This window comes from Pseudomonas sp. PvP009 (assembly GCF_017832995.1).
GTDB classification, from domain to species: Bacteria; Pseudomonadota; Gammaproteobacteria; order Pseudomonadales; family Pseudomonadaceae; genus Aquipseudomonas; species Aquipseudomonas syringae.
Window position 1 is genome coordinate 625,011 of sequence record NZ_JAFIBG010000001.1, and the last position, 20,822, is coordinate 645,832.

Sequence of the window (20,822 nt, forward strand, 5' to 3'; positions counted from 1 at the left end):
TTGCTGATTCAAAACAGAAAGTACCGCTGCGCCATCGGCAGCACATCGGCCGGTTCGCACCATAGCAGCACACCGTCGGCCTTGACCTGATAGGTCTGTGGGTCGACTTCGATGTCCGGCAGGTAATCGTTGTGGATCAGGTCTTTTTTCTGCACGGTGCGGCAGCCTTTGACGACACCGATCTGCTTCTTCAGGCCCAGTGACTCCGGTACACCGGCGTCGAACGCTGCCTGGCTGATGAAGGTCAGGCTGGTGGCGTGCAGCGAACTGCCGTAGCTGGCGAACATCGGTCGGTAGTGAACCGGCTGCGGGGTCGGGATCGAAGCGTTGGCGTCGCCCATCAGGCTGGCGGCGATGGCGCCACCTTTGAGGATCAGGGTCGGTTTGACGCCAAAGAACGCCGGGCGCCAGAGCACCAGGTCCGCCCATTTGCCGACTTCAATGGAGCCCACTTCATGGCTGATGCCGTGGGTGATCGCCGGGTTGATGGTGTATTTGGCGATGTAGCGCTTGGCGCGGAAGTTATCGTTGCCTGGGCCATCCTGCGGCAGCGGGCCACGCTGTTTCTTCATCTTGTCGGCGGTTTGCCAGGTGCGCATGATCACCTCGCCAACCCGCCCCATGGCCTGGCTGTCGGAGCTGAGCATGGAAAACGCGCCCAGGTCGTGGAGGATGTCCTCGGCGGCAATGGTCTCGCGGCGAATGCGGCTTTCCGCGAAGGCCACATCTTCGGCGATGCTCGGGTCCAGGTGGTGGCAGACCATGAGCATGTCCAGGTGCTCGTCGATGGTGTTGCGGGTGAACGGACGCGTCGGGTTGGTCGAGCTCGGCAGTACGTTCGGCGAACCGCAGGCCTTGATGATGTCCGGCGCGTGACCGCCACCGGCACCTTCGGTGTGATAAGTGTGAATCGTGCGGTTCTTGAACGCGGCCAGGGTAGTCTCGACAAAGCCCGACTCGTTGAGGGTGTCGGTGTGGATCGCGACCTGCACGTCGTATTCGTCGGCCACGCTCAGGCAGTTGTCGATGGCCGCAGGCGTGGTGCCCCAGTCCTCGTGCAACTTCAGACCGATGGCCCCCGCCTTGACCTGTTCGATCAGCGGGCCGGGCAGGCTGACGTTGCCCTTGCCGGTGAAGCCGATGTTCATCGGGAACGAGTCCGAGGCCTGGAGCATGCGCGCCATGTGCCACGGGCCGGGTGTGACAGTGGTGGCGTTGGTGCCCGTGGCCGGCCCGGTGCCGCCGCCGATCATGGTCGTCACGCCGCTCATCAGGGCCTCTTCGATCTGCTGCGGGCAGATGAAGTGGATGTGCGTGTCGACGCCGCCAGCGGTGAGGATCATGCCTTCGCCGGCAATGACCTCGGTGGCGGCGCCGACTGCAATGGTCACGTCCGGCTGGATGTCCGGGTTGCCCGCCTTGCCAATGGCCGCGATACGCCCGTTCTTGATGCCGACGTCTGCCTTGACGATGCCCCAATGATCGATGATCAAGGCATTGGTGATCAGCGTGTCGACTACGTCAGCGGCCAGCAACTGGCCCTGGCCCATGCCGTCACGAATGACCTTGCCACCGCCGAACTTCACTTCTTCACCGTAGGTGGTGAAGTCCTTCTCGACCTCGATCCACAGCTCGGTATCGGCCAGGCGAACCTTGTCGCCGACGGTGGGGCCGAACATGTCTGCGTAGGCTTGTCGGCTTATCTTCATCTCTCGTACCTCGGATTCAGAGCGGCAAGCTGCAGGCCGCAAACTGTAATGTGTTCAAAGCGACAAGCTGCAAGCCGCAAGTCTTTAGTCGTCATATGCTTTTCTCTTGAAGCTTGAAGCTTGAAGCTAAAGCTCCCCCATCACCCGACCGGCAAACCCGTAAACCTTGCGCAAACCGGCCAGGTCCACCAGCTCGACTTCGCGGGACTGGCCCGGTTCGAAGCGCACGGCGGTGCCGGCCGGAATGTTCAGGCGCATGCCCCGGCTGGCGGCGCGGTCGAAGGTCAGTGCGTCGTTGGTTTCGAAAAAGTGGAAATGCGAGCCCACCTGAATCGGCCGGTCGCCGCTGTTGGCGACAGTCAGGCTGAGGGTGCGGCGTCCGGCGTTGAGTTCGATGTCGCCGGGCTGGATCTGGTATTGACCAGGGATCATGTCGGTTGCCCCAAGGTTTTGAAATAAATGGCGGTCGGCCGATAGCGACCGTCCGGTGTCGCGCAATAATCCGGCAGTTCACCGACACGGTTGTAGGCCAGTGAGCGATAGAACGCTTCAGCCGTCGAGCCTGCTTCGGTGTCCAGGTGCAGCAGTCCACGTTTGTGTTTCACGGCCGCTTGCTCAACGGCCTCCATCAATTGCCTGCCCAGGCCACGCCCGCGCGCCGCAGGCAGCACCATCAGTTTCTGTACTTCGGCGCGGTTCAGGCCATTGGGCTTCTGACACAGCGACAGTTGCGCACTGGCCAGAACGTTTTCGTTCTCGACCACCACCCACAGCAGCAGAGTGCCAGCGGCGACGTCGACTCTGAGCCCGTCGCACCAGCCGTAGGCCTGCGCCATGTCGAGGTCGGCCATGAAACCGACCGACGCGCCATCATGAACCGTATCGAACAACAGTTGCGCCAGACCCTGGCGGTAATGCGCGAAGCTTTCGGCGGTGACGCGGCGCAGCTGTGCTGGGTTCATGGCGTGCTCTCTAAAGGGCGGAAGGGGCTTGTGAAACCGGTGGCTGAGCACCGGGCGACAGGTCGAGCTGCATGAACGTCAGGTCCAGCCAGCGACCGAACTTGGTGCCGACCTGGGGCATTTGTCCGGTGGTCTTGAAACCCAGGCGATCATGCAGGGCGATGGACGCCGCGTTACCGCTTTCTATGGCCGCGACCATCATGTGCTTGTCACAGTCGCGGGCGCGCTCGATCAAAGCGGCCATCAGGCGCGGGCCCAGGCGTTTGCCACGCTGGTCGGCGCGCACGTAGACCGAATGCTCGACCGTATGGCGAAAGCCTTCGAACGGCCGCCAGTCGCCAAACGACGAATAGCCAAGCACGTCGCCTGCGTTGTCGACGGCCACCAGAATCGGATACGCCTGGCTCTGGCGAGCTGCGTACCAGGCCTGGCGGTTAGCCAGATCAACCGGCTGCTCGTTCCAGATAGCCGTGGTGTTGAGCACCGCATCGTTGTAGATGTCCAGAATGCCCGGCAGATCGTCCGGCAAGGCGTCGCGAATCGCGTCCTGCATGATCACTCCTTCAGGCAATCGGCTGATGCACGGTGACGAGTTTGGTGCCATCCGGAAAGGTGGCTTCCACCTGGATCTCCGGGATCATTTCCGCGATACCTTCCATGACCTGATCACGAGTCAGCAGGGTCGTGCCGTAGTGCATGAGCTCAGCGACGGTCTGTCCGTCACGCGCACCTTCGAGCAGCGCCGCAGAAATATAGGCCATGGCTTCCGGGTAATTGAGCTTCACGCCGCGCGCCAGACGCCGTTCGGCGACCAGTCCGGCGGTGAAGATCAGTAGCTTGTCTTTTTCACGTGGTGTCAGGTCCATGGGGCTTCCGTTTGTTCAAATTCGGTGGTTGATCGTTCCCAGGCTGAGCCCTCATTGTTATATATAAGTCTGTTTTGGGTTCTGGCCGAAGGCCGTGGGAGCGAACTTGTTCGCGAAGGGGTCGGTGTAGTCGCCGAACATGCAGCGCCTAAAACATTGTCTTCGCGAACAAGTTCGCTCCCACGACCTGCGGGCAGAAGCGCTAAAAGACCCGATTTTCGGGCTTTTCAGGACTTATGTACCACGCTGAGTGCATCAGCGCCGAGGGTGTAGCCTGGAATGCAGAGCGTCCAGTCATCAATCAGGTATTCCAGATTCTTGGCGTTACCGCCTCGCGTCCCAGCAGGGCAGGGCGCAGTCGTTTCCACAGTTCTATCAGCCAGGCCCGGGCATGCAACGCTTCGTCTGCCAGACAGCGAGCGACCAGCAGACCGGGCAATTGAGTCAGGTCGCCGCGTACCGGGTTGGGCATCGACAGCGAACGGCAGGCCTCGAGCAGCTCGCTGCCCACTTCGCCGGTCATCAGCAGGGTGGCGAACACGGTTCTGCCGTCCAGGCCGATGGGCGAGCCCAGCAGCCCGTCGCCACCGATAATGCGTTGTCGCTCATGCCAGAGCAATGTGCCGTCGCGACGGATATCCAGATGCGATTGAAAATGGCCGTGCTCGAACCGCTCGCCACTGGCCGGCCGGCCCAAAGCCACCACGTCCCAGTAGCATAGCTTTGCATCACCGTGCAGCTCTATCCGAGTGCTCAGTTCTGCCTGGGCATTGCTGAAGACGATGGTTTCCTGCGGCAGCCATTCCAGTGTCGCACCGGGCTGGACGTGCAGTTCCAGTTGCTGGAAGGCCGGGCTGGCGGCGCGATACCATTTGGCCGCGCCGGGGCTGGTCAACTGTGCCCACGCATCGGCCCCCACGGTGGCCGAGATATCCAGCCGGTCACCCCCGGCGATGCCACCCGGTGGATGAACGATGATGTGCTGGCACACCTCCGGGCCTTCGGCGTACAGATGCTTTTGCACCCGCAGCGGTCCTTTGTGGCGCCGCAGTGTCGGGCGTGTGCTGTCATCGAAACGGCCGTAACCCAATTCCAGCTCGGCGTGCCAGCTGGGGGTGAAGAGGGCGGTGTTGGCAGGCAGGTTCATGGTGTCTTCATTGGCTTGTCGAATGCTGCACGATAACGGATTGACTCATCAAATGGTGACCAGACCTCGAACGCCGTCGCTCTCCATGTTCTCGCCACGGCCCTGCTGGACGATCTCGCCCCGCGACATCACCAGGTACTGATCGGCCAGTTCCGCGGCGAAGTCGTAGAACTGCTCGACCAGCAGAATCGCCATGTCGCCACGCTCGGCGAGCTTTTTGATGACGGCGCCGATTTCCTTGATCACCGAGGGCTGAATACCTTCGGTGGGCTCGTCGAGAATCAGCAGGCGCGGACGGCTCGCCAGTGCCCGGCCTATGGCCAGTTGCTGCTGCTGACCACCGGACAGATCGCCGCCGCGGCGGTGCTTCATTTGCAGCAGCACCGGGAACAGCTCGTAGATGAAGGCCGGCACTTCCTTGGCCTCGGAGCCCGGAAAGCGGGACAGGCCCATGAGCAGATTTTCCTCGACCGTCAGCCGGCCGAATATTTCCCGGCCTTGCGGCACGTAAGCAATCCCGGCATGTACCCTTTGATGCGTCTTGAACTGGGTGATGGTCTTGCCTTCCCATTGCACCGAGCCTTCCTTCGATGGCAGCAGGCCCATCAGCACGCGCAAGAGCGTGGTCTTGCCCACGCCGTTGCGGCCCAGCAGGCAGGTGACTTCACCGACCTTCACATCAAACGACAGACCGCGAAGAATGTGGCTGCCGCCGTAATATTGGTGGAGCTGGCTAACAGTGAGCATGAGGGCCTCATGAGTTATAAGCTTCAAGCTTCAAGCTTCAAGCTGCAAGTAAAGAGCAGCACGTTGTTTTTGCTTCTAGCTTGCCGCTTGCAGCTAAAAGCTTGCAGCTGGTCGCGCTAGCGCCCCAAGTAAACTTCGATCACGCGTTCGTCGGCCTGTACGTCGTTCAGCGAGCCTTCAGCCAGCACGCTGCCCTGGTGCAGCACGGTGACATGGTCGGCAATCGAGCCGACGAAACCCATGTCGTGTTCAACCACCATCAGCGAATGCTTGCCGGCGAGGCTTTTGAACAGCTCGGCGGTGAATTCGGTTTCGGCATCGGTCATGCCCGCGACGGGCTCGTCGAGCAGCAGTAATTGCGGGTCCTGAACCAGCAGCATGCCGATCTCCAGAAACTGCTTCTGGCCGTGGGACAGCAAGCCCGCAGGACGGTGCATCGAGCTGGTCAGGCGGATCGTTTCCAGCACCTCACCGATCCGGTCCTGTTGTTCGCCGCTCAACTGCGCACGCAGACTGGCCCACACCGATTTGTCTGTCTTCTGCGCCAGCTCGAGGTTTTCGAACACGCTCAAGGCCTCGAATACCGTGGGTTTCTGGAACTTGCGGCCGATGCCGGCCTGAGCGATCTGCACTTCGGTCATCTTCGTCAGGTCCAGCGTTTCACCGAACCAGGCCTTGCCGTGGCTGGGGCGGGTCTTGCCGGTGATGACGTCCATCAGCGTGGTCTTGCCCGCGCCGTTGGGGCCGATGATGCAGCGCAGTTCGCCTACGCCGATGTATAGATTCAGATCGTTCAGGGCCTTGAAGCCGTCGAAGCTGACGCTGATGTCTTCCAGCGTCAGGATCGTGCCGTGGCGAGTGTTGAGGCCTTTGCCAGCGCTTTTGCCGAATCCCACTGCGTCGCGGCTGGTGCCAGCGTCGGAGTTTGGCGCCAGGATCGGTTCCAGCATGAAAGACGGGGTCGGAGTGGTTTTCATTGCTCGCTCCTTTTCTTCAGCATGCCGATCACGCCCTTGGGCAGATACAGCGTGACGATGATGAACAGCGCGCCAAGGAAGAACAGCCAGTATTCCGGGAAGGCCATGGTGAACCAGCTCTTCATGCCGTTCACCAGACCTGCGCCCAACAGCGGGCCGATCAGCGTGCCGCGGCCACCCAAGGCTACCCAGACAGCGGCTTCAATCGAGTTGGTCGGCGACATTTCGCTGGGGTTGATAATGCCGACCTGCGGTACATACAAGGCGCCAGCCAGACCGCACAGCACGGCGCTAAGGACCCAGACGAACAGTTTGAAGCCGCGCGGATCGTAACCGCAGAACATCAAACGGTTTTCCGCATCGCGCAGCGCGGTCAGCACGCGGCCGAACTTGCTCTGCGCCAGGCGCCAGCCGATGTACAGACTGGCCACCAGCAATGCGACCGTGGCCATAAACAGCGCGGCTCTGGTCCCTTGGGCACTGATGCTGAAGCCCAGAATGCTGCGGAAGTTGGTGAACCCGTTGTTGCCGCCAAAGCCGGTCTCGTTGCGAAAGAACAGCAGCATGCCGGCGAAGGTCAGCGCCTGGGTCATGATCGAAAAGTACACGCCCTTGATCCGCGAGCGGAATGCGAAGAAGCCGAACACCAGCGCCAGCAGTCCCGGTGCCAATACCACCAGGCACATTGCCCAGAGGAAGTTGTCGGTGCCCGCCCAGTACCACGGCAGCTCGGTCCACGACAGGAAGGTCATGAAGGCCGGCAGACCATCGCCTGCGGCCTGGCGCATCAGGTACATGCCCATGGCGTAACCGCCCAGGGCGAAGAACAGGCCGTGGCCCAGCGACAACAGCCCGGCGTAGCCCCAGACCAGGTCCAGCGCCAGCGCTACAATGGCGTAGCAGAGAATCTTGCCCACCAGGGTCAGGGTGTAGGCCGAGACCTGAAAGCTGTTATCGGCAGGCAGCAGCGACAGCAGCGGCAGTGCCAGCAGCACCGCCAGTATTACGCAGCCTGCGGTCAGCGTGCCTCTGGGCCCGACTTTTTGCGCGGCAGTTACTATCAATGGCTGGCTCATCAGTCAATCACCCGTCCTTTCAGTGCGAAGAGGCCTTGCGGACGTTTCTGGATAAACAGAATGATCAGCGCCAGGATCAGGATCTTGCCCAACACGGCGCCGATTTGCGGTTCGAGAATCTTGTTGGCGATGCCCAGCCCGAAAGCCGCCATCACGCTGCCGGCCAGTTGCCCGACACCGCCGAGCACGACCACCAGGAACGAATCAATGATGTAGCTTTGGCCAAGATCAGGACCCACGTTGCCGATCTGGCTCAGGGCAACACCCCCCAGACCAGCGATACCTGAGCCCAGACCGAAAGCCATCATGTCGATGCGCCCGGTCGGTACGCCACAGCAGGCGGCCATGTTGCGGTTCTGGGTGACGGCGCGCACGTTCAGGCCCAGGCGGGTCTTGTTCAGCAGAAGCCAGGTCAGCACCACCACGAACAGCGCGAAGGCGATGATCACGATGCGGTTGTAAGGCAGCACCAGATTAGGCAGCACCTGGATGCCGCCAGACAGCCATTGCGGGTTGGCGACTTCAACGTTCTGCGCGCCGAAGGCCAGACGCACGGCCTGAATCAGCATCAGGCTGATGCCCCAGGTGGCCAGCAGGGTTTCCAGTGGGCGGCCATATAGATGACGAATAATCGTACGCTCCAGGGCCATGCCGATCGCGGCGGTGACAAAGAACGCCACCGGCAGCGCGATCAGCGGGTAGTACTCGATGGCCCCCGGTGCATAGCGCTGCAGCATCAGTTGCACGACGTAGGTGGAGTAGGCCCCCAGCATCAGCATCTCGCCGTGGGCCATGTTGATTACGCCCAGCAGGCCGAAGGTAATCGCCAGACCCAGCGCCGCCAGCAGCAGGATCGAGCCCAGCGACATGCCGCTGAACGCCTGGCCGAGGATTTCCCCGATCATCAGCTTGCGCTTGACCTGCGCCAGGCTGGTTTCAGCCGCCACGCGTACCGAAGCGTCGGTTTCCACGCCAGGTGCCAGCAATGATTCAAGGCGGGTACGCGCCAGCGGGTCACCGGTTTCGCCCAGCAGTCGCACGGCAGCCAGACGTACTGTCGGGCTGGTGTCGACCATTTGCAGGTTGGCCAGCGCCAGGGTTAGTGCGCTTTTGACACTGGAATCGGATTCGCTGGCCACGCGTTCGGTCAGTAACTCCAGCTGCGCAGGGCGCGCGCTTTTTTGCAATTGCAGGGCGGCGGCCATGCGCAGTCGTGTATCGGCGGCCAGCAACTGATGGCTGGCCAGCGCCGTTTCAACCAGGCCACGCAGCCGGTTGTTCAAGCGCAATTTACGCGGTTCGTCAGGCGTTGGAGCATCGGCGGCGGCAGGGGCCTGTGCATCGACGGCCACGTATTGATCGTTGTTTTCGATCCAGGCGCGCTTGCTGCTGTCGGCACCCACACGGCCATCGCGCAAGGCTTCGAGCAGCTCGACACGTTCCGGCACAGGCTTGGCGGCCCAGGCTTCCAGCAGTTCTGCCTGTTGCGAAGAACTGGCTGCGACAAAGTCACTGGCATCGCCGGCCTGGGCAGCCAAAGGCAGCAGCAGGCTGATGGTGAGGATCAAACGATAAAAATAAGAAGGCATATCAATATGGCCTTGGCTGTTTTTGATTCTGGCCGAAGGCCCCGGTCGCTCCTACGCCCTGTGGGCAGAAGCTTTGAAGCCCCGTATTTCGCGGGCTTCAGGACCTGTATATGACGCTTGGCGCCGAGCGTGGGAACGATCAGCAGTCGGCTTTTATCCTTCAGTTGCTCTTCGCCGGGGTGTCCGGCTTCTTGTCGTTGCCAGGGATGTACGGGCTCCATGGCTGGGCGCGGATCGGCTCTTTGGTCTGCCACACGACGTTGAACTGTCCATCGTCCTGGATTTCGCCGATCATCACTGGCTTGTGCAAGTGGTGGTTGGTCTTGTCCATGGTCAGGGTAAAGCCCGACGGCGCTGCGAACGTTTGGCCGGCCATGGCTTCACGGACCTTGTCCACGTCGGTGGATTTGGCTTTCTCGACCGCCTGCGCCCACATGTGAATGCCGACATACGTGGCTTCCATCGGGTCGTTGGTCACAGCCTTGTCAGCGCCTGGCAGGTTTTTCTTTTTGGCGTAGGCCGTCCAGTCAGCCACGAACTTCTTGTTGACCGGGTTTTCCACCGACTGGAAGTAGTTCCAGGCGGCCAGATGGCCTACCAGTGGCTTGGTGTCGATGCCGCGCAGTTCTTCTTCGCCTACCGAGAAGGCCACAACCGGTACGTCGGTAGCGTTCAGGCCCTGGTTGGCCAGTTCCTTGTAGAACGGCACGTTGGAGTCGCCGTTGACGGTGGAGATAACGGCCGTCTTGCCACCGGCGGAGAACTTCTTGATGTTGGCCACGATGGTTTGATAATCGGAGTGACCGAACGGGGTGTAGACCTCTTCGATATCGGTATCTTTCACGCCTTTGGAATGCAGGAAGGCGCGCAGAATCTTGTTGGTGGTGCGCGGGTAGACATAATCGGTGCCCAGCAGGAAGAAGCGCTTGGCCGAGCCGCCATCTTCACTCATGACATATTCGACGGCAGGGATCGCCTGCTGGTTAGGTGCGGCGCCGGTGTAGAAAACATTGGGCGACATCTCTTCGCCTTCGTACTGCACCGGGTAGAACAGCAGCCCGTTGAGTTCTTCGAAGACCGGCAGCACTGATTTGCGCGACACCGATGTCCAGCAGCCGAACACCACGGCGACCTTGTCCTGGGTCAGCAACTGACGGCCTTTTTCCGCGAACAGCGGCCAGTTGGACGCAGGGTCGACGACGACCGGCTCCAGCATCTTGCCGTTGACGCCGCCTTTGGCGTTGATTTCGTCGATGGTCATCAAGGCCATGTCCTTGAGCGACGTCTCGGAGATGGCCATGGTGCCGGACAACGAATGCAGAATGCCGACCTTGATGGTCTCGGCAGCCTGAACGGTCCAGGTCAGTCCCATGGCGGCGATCGATGCGGACAGGGTAAAGGCTTTGATCAGGCTGCGACGCTTCATTGACTGCTCCCTTAGTACATTATTTGATGGTTTGGCGGCGGTACATTTCATTGCGCTTTCAAGCTTTAGCAAGGTCTGGGCCAACGTAGAAACGTCGCAAAATGAAACGAATGTGTCGCGGTTCGTGGAGGGTGTGCACCAAGGTGGAACCCGGCTTTGCCCCGCGGGCGCTCCGGGCTCTGCAATGGTGCAAGGCTGATTCGCAGGAGCGCCGGCCAGTTACGGCCGGCTTCCCGGATCAGCCGCGTGAGGGTTTCAGACCCAGAGTTCCTGTTCTCCGGTATAGAGATCGTAGGTCTGATCAACCAGTTGTTCAGGCGCATCAAACAAGGCAAACAGCTGTCCGTTGATCCGTTTGGTCGCGCCCAGTTGCACGTATGTCCCCGGCGCAATGGCCACGTGATCACCAAGAAAGCCGGTGAACATGTTCTTCTTGGGCACCGCCGGTGCAAAGATGAAGAACACCGGGTGGTTTTCGGCACTGGCGTTGCGACTCACGAACCCGTCCTGGCTCCATCTGGAGGCGTTGGCTCGCGACATTGATGCAGACTGCACGCCATTGTCGGTAAACACTGCACCCACTTCGCGCTCAAGACAGGCCACCCCGTCGCTGGACACATAGGTGGCGCGAAATGCTGTGCCTTCCCACGCCTTGAGCTTATGGAACTGACTTAGAAACTTCCGTGTCGTGGCGTTGCGCACGCCGCTTCGCAGCAGCGGATTGATGTCCATTGAACCGCCTTCCACGTAGGCGGTGATTTCGGAAAAGTTTTCTGCGTTGGACGTCTTGGCCAGCGCCAGGTAGTCGGTCTCGAAACTCAAGCGTTCGGTGCTACTTGCTTCCTCCAGAGACGCCGGCCAGAGAGTTGTCAGGCTGGTCAGCTGAGCCTGGGCATTGCGGATTGCGGACTGACTCATGCGCGGGATCTGTGTGCCCACGATTTTCCAGACGCCGGTCGTGCTGCGAAGAGCAAACTCCTGCCCGTGCACCAATTGCGTGGTATCCATCGGGTTTACCCGATAAAGGCGTGAGTGGCCGAACACGTTGGCCCGTCGGCTTATGAAGCAGGTCTGGCCTTCTACCTCAATGGCGACGAAGCGTTTGGGGTCCATGGCTGCGATCAATTTCGAGTCTGCGAAACGCGGCGCCTTTGAATGCGACAGGAGGTAGCCGATCTGTGCCTGACCATCGCGACCGACTCTGCGTACCAGGTGCGGACGTCTCACCGTTTTTGCGGCGATTCCTGCCGGTTTCAAGGCCAGCGCCAAGTGGCCGACCAAGGCAATGGCAAGGTAGCTGAGGGCGCTCAGAAACTCCTCGGCGGCGCCTTCCAGGTCGTTTTCATCGATTTTCGAAAAAGCGCTCCAGGTTTTGTAAAGGCCAGCGCCCAGCGAGACAGGCATCATGATCGGGCCAGGCAGAAACAGAATCGCAATGCTCGCGATCAGATCGAATCCCCGACCCGATTGCCCTGTACCGGTGGTCAGGCTCATCTGCCGTTTGGCTTCGTTGATCAGATGGTTGATCTTGGTCTCATGATTTTCCTCGTAAATGTCTTTGCTCTGGCTGACAAACACGACCGGGCGCAGCAGCCTTGACGGGATCGGTAGCAGCGTCAGTTGGGTGAATACTTCGGGCAGACGCCAATGCTTCGCTTCCTTTTCGTACTGCATGGCATGCAGCGTCTCAATACGCCTGGAAACCGGTATTTGCTGAATCAGATACTGCTGGAAGGGTGCCTCTTCCAGAAAACTGGTGGTCAGGTGATACATGCTGTTGAACCAGCGGAAAACGACACCGTCGGCAGCATCCAGCGTGCACAGCACCAGCGGCCCCTTCTCGAATGTTCCGGCTGGAGCAATCAGCATCACGTTGGTCATCTTGAATTGGTTGACGCTGAAAAAACGGACTTCAATGACTTGCTCGTTGATGGTTCGCCGTCCTTGAAGTCCTGGCGAATCCAGCACAGCCTTGATCCACTCGCGGCCGGGGTGTGCAAAAGCCTGTTGTTCGATCTCCAGCAGCGCCATCTTCATCTGAGCTCGCAACATGGCTTTTTCTGACCGCTTGAGCTGCTGTGCATACGCCGAGGTTTTCAGGTGCAGGTCAAGGTAATCACTGAGGTGTCGGGGATCTTCCAGCGTGGCAATCAGCTCCGTTACGGCCTGCTTGTCCAAGTGCGCAAGGGAGACGCCTTCAGCATCTACAGCGCGTAGAAGCACGGCATCCTTGGCCTTGGTGTGCAGGGCTTGGGTATGTGCCAGTTGCCTGAGCGAAACGCTCTCAGTCTTGGTTTCTGGCAATACAGGCGCGCCGGGAATATCGAGCACTTCGATGCCCGTCCTGTAGGTCAGTGAAATATTGATCTGTTGCGCTGTTGCAGCGATGGATAGCCGGTTCAGCAGTTGAGCCAGTTGCTGGTCGATAAAGCGCGTCGGATAGGTGCGGCTGTCATTTTCCGCCTGGCCGAAGTGCTCCCTGCTGGCTTTGCGCATGTTCACCACCAACTCGCCAAACCGCTGTGCCTGGCGATGCCATGCCTGACGCTGCGTCAGCGTCATGGTTTTCCACCAATCGGGCATTTGGCTTTTCACCAGATCGCTGTCGAATCCGTCGAGTCGCCAGTGGTTGTCGAAGTAAATCCTGGGTTTCAGCAAATTCGCTATCATTTGCTCGAAACAGACCGCGTCCATCTTCTGAGAGCGGGCCAGCTGTACAGTCTGAGCGAAGACCGACTGCTGCGCGACAACCTGCCGGGCAAGCAGCAGGCTGAGAAAATTGCCGTCCATCAGGGTGTATTGCCATTGCAAGACGGGGGTGGGGTTGGTGGGGCTTGCCTGCCCGGCGGTGACGCCGTCGCCCAAACGTCCTCGGTACTCGGGTTCAGTCACTCGCTGAACAAGCGCGTCGTTCAACTGTTGCAATGAGGCAAATGCTTCCAGCCCGTCATGGGGCGTAAACAGCAGGACATCTTCCAGTTCTTCCAGGTCTGGCTGGACCGGCGCATCACGAAGACGCCGGGCAATGGCAAACGCGCCGTAAAGTGACAGCGAGGGGCCGTCGCCGTCTCGTGCCGACAGGCTGTAAACACTGTGCGGCTGTAAGTCTGCGAAACCCTCTGTCGCATTTGTGGCACAGGGCCCGAGGGCGGCCGAAAGCAGGCTGTAGTGCCCGGTTGTCATCTTTCCCAAGGCGATCAGCACTGCACATTCGGATGTCAGGCACTCGATCTGCTCTGCGACAAACCGGCTGCTCCGGGTTTCGCCATCAAGCGTCGCAGTGCTCCAGTAGTCTGCAAGATTTTGTGTATAGCACTGCTCCAGTTGCTCGCTGACCTCGGTGAAGAACGTTACGGTCGCTGCCCGCCCCAGCGGCTGAATGGCTGGTGGCTTGACGTCAGGTTGCTGTGTGTCAGGCGTTGGGGAAGGCGTGTCAAGAGGCGGGTGGAGAGCGACTACATCATTGTCGATCCATTGCAAATGGCCGGTGAAGTATTCGATCAGGCCAGGGATCAGTGGAACCCTGTGTATGTTGCTCCCGTGGTCGAATTCGACCTCGCTGTCACGGTAGGTCAGCCAGGTCGTCTCGACATCCAGCTCGGGTTTGAGGGGGTGAAGCAGAGTACGGGCCAGTTCCTGGGTCGTCTTGCTGAAGTCGGGTGGATAGGTATCGCTGGCAAGCGAGGCGTTTAGAGCCTGGGTTGGTGCGGTGCGCGGTAAGGTCATGGTGCCGATTCGTCTGCATGATGGATGATCCGCTCGAGGCATATGCCGGGCGGTTCATTTCATATAGTCAGGCTTGAAGGCACGCGGGTATCGGCCTGCGCAGTCAGGGGACTGCAGCATCGGCTGTCTGATCGGTAGGAAGTCTCGGAAACGCGCAAGATTGAGGTGAGGGCGGGGCCTGAAACCGGGTATGAGGAGGAATTCATCACAACGCCACTCAGTGGTTTCAGGCCCCGCAGTGAGCAATCTAAGCTGTTGCCGCTGTTTTGGCAAAGCGCGAAAGCACTATTCGATCAAGCGCCCGGAGAATCAGCATCGGTCCTGGGTGCCAGGAGTGTCGCCGCGACACTATCGCTGAAGACATCAGCTCTTGGCCCTGCCCGTGAAAACTACTCAGTGCTGATGTTCCGGAGCCTGTTTTTGTACCACGACCTGCACCTCGACATCCCCCGCCTTTTCGAAATGCAGAGTCATTGGAAAGCGCTGGCCGACGACCAGCTTGGAACGGTCCTTGATGTCCAGCAACATCACGTGCCAGGCCATCGGGGCGAAAGCCACCTTCGCGCCAGCCGGTATGTCGACCGCTTGAACGTGCTGCATTTTCATCAGCCCGTCGGCATGTACATGCTCATGCAATTGCGCCTGCCCGGCGATGGGCGTGTCGACGCTAATCAGGCGGTCAGCGCTGTCACCTTTGTTCTCGACGGTGAAATACGCCGCCACCGTCGGTGCGTTGGGCGGTAGCTCCATTGACCATGGATGGCCAATCAGCAATGCCCCGGCCTTGTACTCATGGGCATGGACGACACAGGCTGGCAGCAGCAGTGCGGCCAGCAGCAATGCTTTTTTGAGCATGGGGAGATTCTCCGGGGATTCGATGAAGGAGTGAAAGGTAGCTCAATTGGACATCCGAAACACTTGGGCAAACCTTTGAGCGCTACTGAGTGAGCCCGTTTCGTACAGTCGTTCCCCGGCATGCAGCCATTGGGTGATGAGGATGAATGAAAGGGCACAGTCACATCGTTTGCGCTTGGGGCGATTCTCCGGTACGGGCCAAATGTATTTAGTCACCGCAAAAACATTCCAGAGAAATCCTGTTTTTTCCGATTGGCGCATGGGTCGTCTGCTGGTTGATGAACTTCGACAGGTTCAAGAGCAGCAACTGGCCGATTCATTAGCCTGGGTGGTAATGCCCGACCACATTCACTGGCTGCTGCAGTTGAATAGTCACTCATTATCCAGCGTTGTACAGCGCGTTAAATCGAAAAGCGCGATCGCCATAAACAGAGCCAGAGGCTGCAGTGGACCTTTTTGGCAAAGCGGGTTCCACGACGTCAGCATCCGCACTGAAGAAAGCCTTTTGGATTTTGCCCGTTATATCGTTGCCAATCCTGTTCGAGCCAACCTGGTCAAAAGCGTGCGCGATTATCCGTTATGGGACGCAATTTGGCTGTGAAAAACCGGCCTCTTCGTGAGCAAGCTCACTCCCACAGGTCAGAGGGTTTTTCAAGCTATGTGGCTTATTTCCAAAGGCTCGGGGTATTTCGAGCCATGTGGATATTCTGCAGCACCGCTGATCTTGTGGGAGAGAGCTTGCTTGCGAAGGCGCATTAACGGATCAACAGATTTTCAGCGGCTGCACCGGCCTCTTCGTGAGCAAGCTCCCAAGGTGTCGAGGTGTTTTCAAGCTATGTGGCTATTTCCGCAGGCTCGGGGTATTTCGAGCCATGTGGATATTCTGCAGCACCGCTGACCTTGGAGTGAGCTTGCTTGCGAAGGCGCATTAACGGATCAACAGATTTTTAGCGACTGCACTGGCCTCCTCGTGAGCAAGCTCACTCCCGCAGGTCCGAGGTGTTTTCAAGCTATGTGGCTTATTTCCGCAGGCTCGGGTTATTTCGAGCCATGTGGATATTCTGCAGCACCGCTGACCTTGTGGGAGTGAGCTTGCTCGCGAAGGCGTATTAACGGATCAACAGATTTTCAGCGGCTGCACCGGCCTCTTCGTGAGCAAGCTCACTCCTACAGGTCCGAGGTGTTTTCAAGCTATGTGGCTTATTTCCAGAGGTTCGGGGTATTTCGAGCCATGTGGATATTCTGCAGCAGCGCTGATCTTGTGGGAGTGAGCTTGCTTGCGAAGGCGCATTAACGGATCAACAGATTTTCAGCGGCTGCACCGGCCTCTTCGTGAGCAAGCTCACTCCCACGGGACCGAGGTGTTTTCAAGCTATGTGGCTTATTTCCGCAGGCTCGGGGTATTTCGAGCCATGTGGATATTCTGCAGCACCGCTGATCTTGTGGGAGAGAGCTTGCTTGCGAAGGCGCATTAACGGATCAACAGATTTTCAGCGGCTGCACCGGCCTCTTCGTGAGCAAGCTCACTCCCACAAGTCCGAGGTGTTTTCAAGCTATGTGGCTTATTTCCGAAGGCTCGGGGTATTTCGAGCCATGTGGATATTCTGCAGCACCGCTGATCTTGTGGGAGAGAGCTTGCTTGCGAAGGCGCATTAACGGATCAACAGATTTTCAGCGGCTGCACCGGCCTCTTCGTGAGCAAGCTCACTCCCACAGGTCCGAGGTGTTTTCAAGCTATGTGGCTTACTTCCACAGGCTCGGGGTATTTCGAGCCATGTGGATATTCTGCAGCACCGCTGACCTTGTGGGAGTGAGCTTGCTCGCGAAGGCGTATTAACGGATCAACAGATTTTCAGCGGCTGTACCGGTCTCTTCGTGAGCAAGCTCACTCCCACAGGTCCGAGTTGTTTTCAAGCTATGTGGCTTATTTCCGCAGGCTCGGGGGTATTTCGAGCCATGTGGATATTCTGCAGCAGCGCTGACCTTGTGGGAGTGAGCTTGCTCGCGAAGGCGTATTAACGGATCAACAGATTTTCAGCGGCTACACCGGCCTCTTCGTGAGCAAGCTCACTCCCACAGATCCGAGGTGTTTTCAAGCTATGTGGCTTATTTCCGCAGGCTCGGGGTATTTCGAGCCATGTGGATATTCTGCAGCACCGCTGACCTTGTGGGAGCGAGCTTGCTCGCGAAGGCGCATTAACGGATCAACAGATTTTTAGCGACTGCACTGGCCTCTTCGTGAGCAAGCTCACTCCCACAGGTCCGAGGTGTGTTCAAGCTATGTGGCTTATTTCCGCAGGCTCGGGGTATTTCGAGCCATATGGATATTCTGCAGCACCGCTGATCTTGTGGGAGCTTGCTCGCGAAGGCGTATTAACGGATCAACAGATTTTCAGCGGCTGCACCGGCCTCTTCGTGAGCAAGCTCCCAAGGTGTCGAGGTGTTCTCAAGCTATGTGGCTTATTTCCGAAGGCTCGGGGTATTTCGAGCCATGTGGATATTCTGCAGCACCGCTGATCTTGTGGGAGAGAGCTTGCTTGCGAAGGCGTATTAACGGATCAACAGATTTTTAGCGACTGCACGGGCCTCTTCGTGAGCAAGCTCACTCCCACAGGTCCGAGGTGTTTTCAGGGGTATCAGTGAGGACTAAAGACCGCTCATTAATCCAACCCCAAGGCCTCTAGCACCTCATCCACACCCCAGAACAGCCGGTCGACGTCAGGCAACTGTGGGCGTTTGAGGATCAGGACGGGCAGGCCGTGTTCGCGGGCGACGTCGAGTTTGGGTTCGGTGGAGCTGCTGCCGCTGTTTTTGCTGATCAGTACGTCGATGCGGCGCTGTTCGAACAACTGGCGTTCGTCTTCCAGCATGAATGGGCCGCGTGCGCCGATCACTTCGCAGCGTTCGTTGCCGGGGTAGTCGTCCAGTGCCCGGAGTGTCCAGAACTGGTGCGGCGGTATTTCGTGCAGGTGCTGCAAGGGCTCGCGACCCAGCGTGAACAGCGGGCGCTTGAAAGGAAGCAGGGCAGTGGCCAGTTCTGACCAGTCAGCCACTTCGCGCCAATCATCTCCCGGACCTGCCTGCCACGCGGTGCGGCGCAAGGCCCAGCAGGGAATGCCTGCCAGTTTGGCCGCACGCGCTGCGTTGTGGCTGATCTGTGCGGCATACGGATGGGTGGCGTCCAGCAGCAGGTCGACGCCCTGTTCGCCCATGTACTGCGCCATGCCCTCGGCGCCGCCATAACCGCCGACCTTCAATTGGCAGGTCAAATCAGACGGCACCCGGCCCACGCCCGCCAGGCTGTAGATGTGCTCAGGCCCGAGCCTTCGCGCAATGGCCAGGGCCTCGGTGATACCGCCCAGCAGCAGGATGCGTTTCATGTCATTTCTCTCTGTGAGTCAATGCCAGCCTGACCCACCAGCCCGCCCTGACGATCAATGGCGAAGACCTCCACCTGAACGCTCGCAGGCACGATGCTGCGCGCGAAATTCAGCGCGTGGCGACACACTTCGTCGCCCAGTGGCACACCCGCCGCGGCGCTCATCGCCAGCGCTTGCTGACTGGTGTTGGCTGCAAGGATCCGTTGTTGCAGGCCTGCATCCGCGCCGACATCCGCAGCCCAGTGCGCCAACTGTGGCAGGTCGATGCTGGAATGGCGGCTGTGCAGGTCCATATGGCCGGCGGCCAGCTTGCTGATCTTGCCGAAGCCGCCGCACACGCTCAACTTATCCACAGGCACCTTGCGCAAGTGCTTGAGCACCGCACCGACGAAGTCGCCCATCTCGATCAGGGCGATGTCCGGAATTTTGTAGACGCGGCGCATGGTGTCTTCGCTGGCATTGCCGGTGCAGGCGGCGATGTGCCGATAGCCGTTGGTGGTGGCGACGTCGATGCCCTGATGGATCGAGGCGATATAGGCTGCGCAGGAGAACGGCCGGACGATCCCGCTGGTGCCGAGAATCGACAGTCCGCCGAGAATGCCAAGGCGCGGGTTCATGGTCTTGAGCGCCAGCGCCTCGCCGCCCTCGACGCCGATCGTGACTTCGAATCCGCCGCTGTAGCCTTGTTCTTCGGCCAGTTGCAGCAAGTGCTCGGTCATCATGCGCCGAGGCACCGGGTTGATGGCCGGCTCACCGACTGCCAGCACCAGCCCTGGGCGGGTCACAGTGCCGACACCTGCTCCCGCGACGAAGCGCACGCCCGCTGCTGTTTGCAGCCTGACACGGGCAAACACCAGCGCGCCGTGGGTGACATCCGGATCATCGCCGGCATCCTTGAGGGTTGCGGCTTCCGCGAAGTTATCCACAAGCCGGCAGAATTCCAGGCGCATCTGCACCTGTTTGCCCTTTGGCAGGACGATACCCACCGCGTCGCTGACCTGCCCGCAGAGCAACAGTCGCGCCGCCGCCAGGCTGGTTGCGGTCGCACAGCTGCCAGTGGTCAGGCCACTGCGCAGTGGCGCAGGCTGTTCGGCGGTTTCTTCGCGCATCAGGGTTTGACTACGTCCAGCAGGGTGATCGGCAACGCCTGACGCCACGTGTCGAATTCACCGAGGGGCTGCGCGTGGGCGACGTGGATACGGGTCAGCTCGCCGCCATGCCGTTCGCGCCAGGCCATCAAGGCGGTTTCGCTTTGCAGGGTGACCGCATTGGCGACCAGTCGGCCGCCCGAGCGCAGCTGTTCCCAGCAGGTCTCCAGTACGCCGATACGCGTCACGCCACCGCCGATGAAAATCGCATCCGGGCGTTCCAGACCACTCAGTGCCTGTGGCGCGCTGCCCCGCACCAGTTGCAGGCCAGGCACGCCGAGTGCGTCGCGGTTGAATTCGATCAGTTGCTGGCGGCCTTCATCGGCTTCGATGGCCATCGCCCGGCAGGTCGGGTGCGCGCGCATCCATTCGATGCCGATGGAGCCGCAGCCCGCGCCGACATCCCACAACAGTTCGCCCGGTAGTGGCGCAAGGCGGGCGAGGGTGATGGCGCGTACGTCGCGCTTGGTGAGCTGGCCGTCATGTTCGAAGGCGCTGTCCGGCAGACCTGAAATGGGGCTCAGACGGATGGCGCTGGCGTCGGCGCGACAATCGATGGCAACCAGGTTCAGCGCAGCGATCTCGGGGTTGCCCCACTCGCTGGCCAGCCCTTCGACGCGTCGCTCGGCTTCGCCACCCAGATGTTCCAGGACGGTCATGCGGCTTGGACCAAAGCCGCGCTCGCGCAACAAGCCGGCAATCACGGCGGGGCTGCTGCCGTCGTTGCTCAACACCAGCAGACGCATGCCATGGTGGAAGTGTGCGTTCAGCGCGGCCACCGGCCGGGCAACCACCGACAGGGTGACGACGTCCTGCAGCGGCCAGCCGAGGCGGGCAGCGGCCAGAGAGTAAGAGGAGGGCGCGGGCAGAATGCGCATTTCGTCAATGCTGACCACGCGTGCAAGACTGGCGCCGACGCCGAACATCATCGGGTCGCCACTGGCCAGCACGCAGATCTCGGCACCCCGCTGCTCGAGCACAGGGTTCAACGAGAAAGGACTCGGCCACGCACGTCGCTCGGCGCGAATGCACGGTGGTAGCAACGCCAGCTGGCGCGGGCCGCCGAACACCTGATCAGCGTGCAGCAGAGCGTGTCTGGCGTTCTTGCCGAGCCCTTTGTAACCGTCTTCTCCGATTCCCACGACTGTCAGCCACGGTGACATGTACCTACCTCAATCCGAACTTCCGACAGAGCGCCTTTTCATGCCTGCGGA

Annotated in this window: 17 protein-coding genes; 1 reads left to right on the top strand and 16 read right to left on the bottom strand. The window is 59.9% G+C overall.

The genetic code is table 11. The features are described 5' to 3' along the window. Positions 1–8: 8 nt before the first annotated feature. The 13 genes from ureC to JOE29_RS02880 form a co-directional block, all read right to left on the bottom strand. Positions 9–1,709, bottom strand: a complete 1,701-nt coding sequence (gene ureC / locus JOE29_RS02820; protein WP_003368889.1) for an urease subunit alpha — start codon at positions 1,707–1,709, stop codon at positions 9–11. A gap of 126 nt (positions 1,710–1,835) precedes the next feature. Continuing rightward, entirely contained in the window at positions 1,836–2,141 is a 306-nt protein-coding gene (locus tag JOE29_RS02825) for an urease subunit beta (protein ID WP_003391866.1), read from the bottom strand. Further along, on the bottom strand, positions 2,138–2,671 hold the full coding sequence (locus JOE29_RS02830) for a GNAT family N-acetyltransferase (RefSeq protein ID WP_024692072.1): 534 nt from the start codon (positions 2,669–2,671) through the stop codon (positions 2,138–2,140). The genes JOE29_RS02825 and JOE29_RS02830 overlap by 4 nt, the downstream gene beginning before the upstream one ends. A gap of 10 nt (positions 2,672–2,681) precedes the next feature. Next, positions 2,682–3,224 carry a GNAT family N-acetyltransferase gene (locus tag JOE29_RS02835; RefSeq protein ID WP_003347925.1) on the bottom strand — a complete coding sequence of 181 codons (543 nt, stop codon included), beginning with the start codon at positions 3,222–3,224 and terminating at the stop codon, positions 2,682–2,684. A 10-nt stretch (positions 3,225–3,234) separates the two neighbouring features. Further along, positions 3,235–3,537: an urease subunit gamma gene (gene ureA, locus JOE29_RS02840; RefSeq protein WP_003347927.1), complete on the bottom strand. Its 303-nt coding sequence runs from the start codon at positions 3,535–3,537 to the stop codon at positions 3,235–3,237. 301 nt (positions 3,538–3,838) lie between these two features. Further along, positions 3,839–4,684, bottom strand: coding sequence for an urease accessory protein UreD (locus tag JOE29_RS02845; RefSeq protein WP_046267012.1), 846 nt, complete (start codon positions 4,682–4,684; stop codon positions 3,839–3,841). A 48-nt stretch (positions 4,685–4,732) separates the two neighbouring features. Next, positions 4,733–5,431: an urea ABC transporter ATP-binding subunit UrtE gene (gene urtE, locus JOE29_RS02850; protein ID WP_003391872.1), complete on the bottom strand. Its 699-nt coding sequence runs from the start codon at positions 5,429–5,431 to the stop codon at positions 4,733–4,735. 116 nt (positions 5,432–5,547) lie between these two features. Next, positions 5,548–6,408, bottom strand: coding sequence for an urea ABC transporter ATP-binding protein UrtD (gene urtD, locus JOE29_RS02855; protein ID WP_003391874.1), 861 nt, complete (start codon positions 6,406–6,408; stop codon positions 5,548–5,550). Further along, on the bottom strand, positions 6,405–7,484 hold the full coding sequence (urtC, locus tag JOE29_RS02860; RefSeq protein ID WP_004415957.1) for an urea ABC transporter permease subunit UrtC: 1,080 nt from the start codon (positions 7,482–7,484) through the stop codon (positions 6,405–6,407). The genes urtD and urtC overlap by 4 nt, the downstream gene beginning before the upstream one ends. Beyond that, entirely contained in the window at positions 7,484–9,073 is a 1,590-nt protein-coding gene (gene urtB, locus JOE29_RS02865) for an urea ABC transporter permease subunit UrtB (RefSeq protein ID WP_004412036.1), read from the bottom strand. The genes urtC and urtB overlap by 1 nt, the downstream gene beginning before the upstream one ends. A 160-nt stretch (positions 9,074–9,233) precedes the next feature. Continuing rightward, positions 9,234–10,499, bottom strand: a complete 1,266-nt coding sequence (urtA, locus tag JOE29_RS02870; RefSeq protein ID WP_003317017.1) for an urea ABC transporter substrate-binding protein — start codon at positions 10,497–10,499, stop codon at positions 9,234–9,236. Between the two features lie 255 nt (positions 10,500–10,754). Then, the gene (locus tag JOE29_RS02875; protein ID WP_210078772.1) at positions 10,755–14,225 is read right to left on the bottom strand and encodes a DUF6543 domain-containing protein; all 3,471 of its coding nucleotides are present in this window, start codon (positions 14,223–14,225) and stop codon (positions 10,755–10,757) included. A gap of 393 nt (positions 14,226–14,618) precedes the next feature. Beyond that, entirely contained in the window at positions 14,619–15,080 is a 462-nt protein-coding gene (locus tag JOE29_RS02880) for a copper chaperone PCu(A)C (RefSeq protein ID WP_057406109.1), read from the bottom strand. Between the two features lie 142 nt (positions 15,081–15,222). Between JOE29_RS02880 and JOE29_RS02885 the strand changes: the two genes are divergently transcribed. Further along, entirely contained in the window at positions 15,223–15,681 is a 459-nt protein-coding gene (locus JOE29_RS02885; protein ID WP_010417652.1) for a transposase, read from the top strand. Positions 15,682–17,740: 2,059 nt separating this feature from the next. Here JOE29_RS02885 and JOE29_RS02890 read toward each other — a convergent pair. Genes JOE29_RS02890 through JOE29_RS02900 form a run of 3 tightly spaced genes read right to left on the bottom strand, consistent with a single transcriptional unit; the run spans position 17,741 to position 20,771 of the window. Further along, a complete protein-coding gene (locus tag JOE29_RS02890; protein WP_103364759.1) occupies positions 17,741–18,460 on the bottom strand; it encodes a cobalt-precorrin-6A reductase in 720 nt (239 codons plus the stop codon). Then, a complete protein-coding gene (locus JOE29_RS02895) occupies positions 18,457–19,569 on the bottom strand; it encodes a cobalt-precorrin-5B (C(1))-methyltransferase (RefSeq protein WP_210078773.1) in 1,113 nt (370 codons plus the stop codon). Before JOE29_RS02895 ends, JOE29_RS02890 begins: the two co-directional genes overlap by 4 nt. Beyond that, a complete protein-coding gene (locus JOE29_RS02900; protein ID WP_044312239.1) occupies positions 19,569–20,771 on the bottom strand; it encodes a bifunctional cobalt-precorrin-7 (C(5))-methyltransferase/cobalt-precorrin-6B (C(15))-methyltransferase in 1,203 nt (400 codons plus the stop codon). Before JOE29_RS02900 ends, JOE29_RS02895 begins: the two co-directional genes overlap by 1 nt. Between the last annotated feature and the right edge of the window lie 51 nt (positions 20,772–20,822).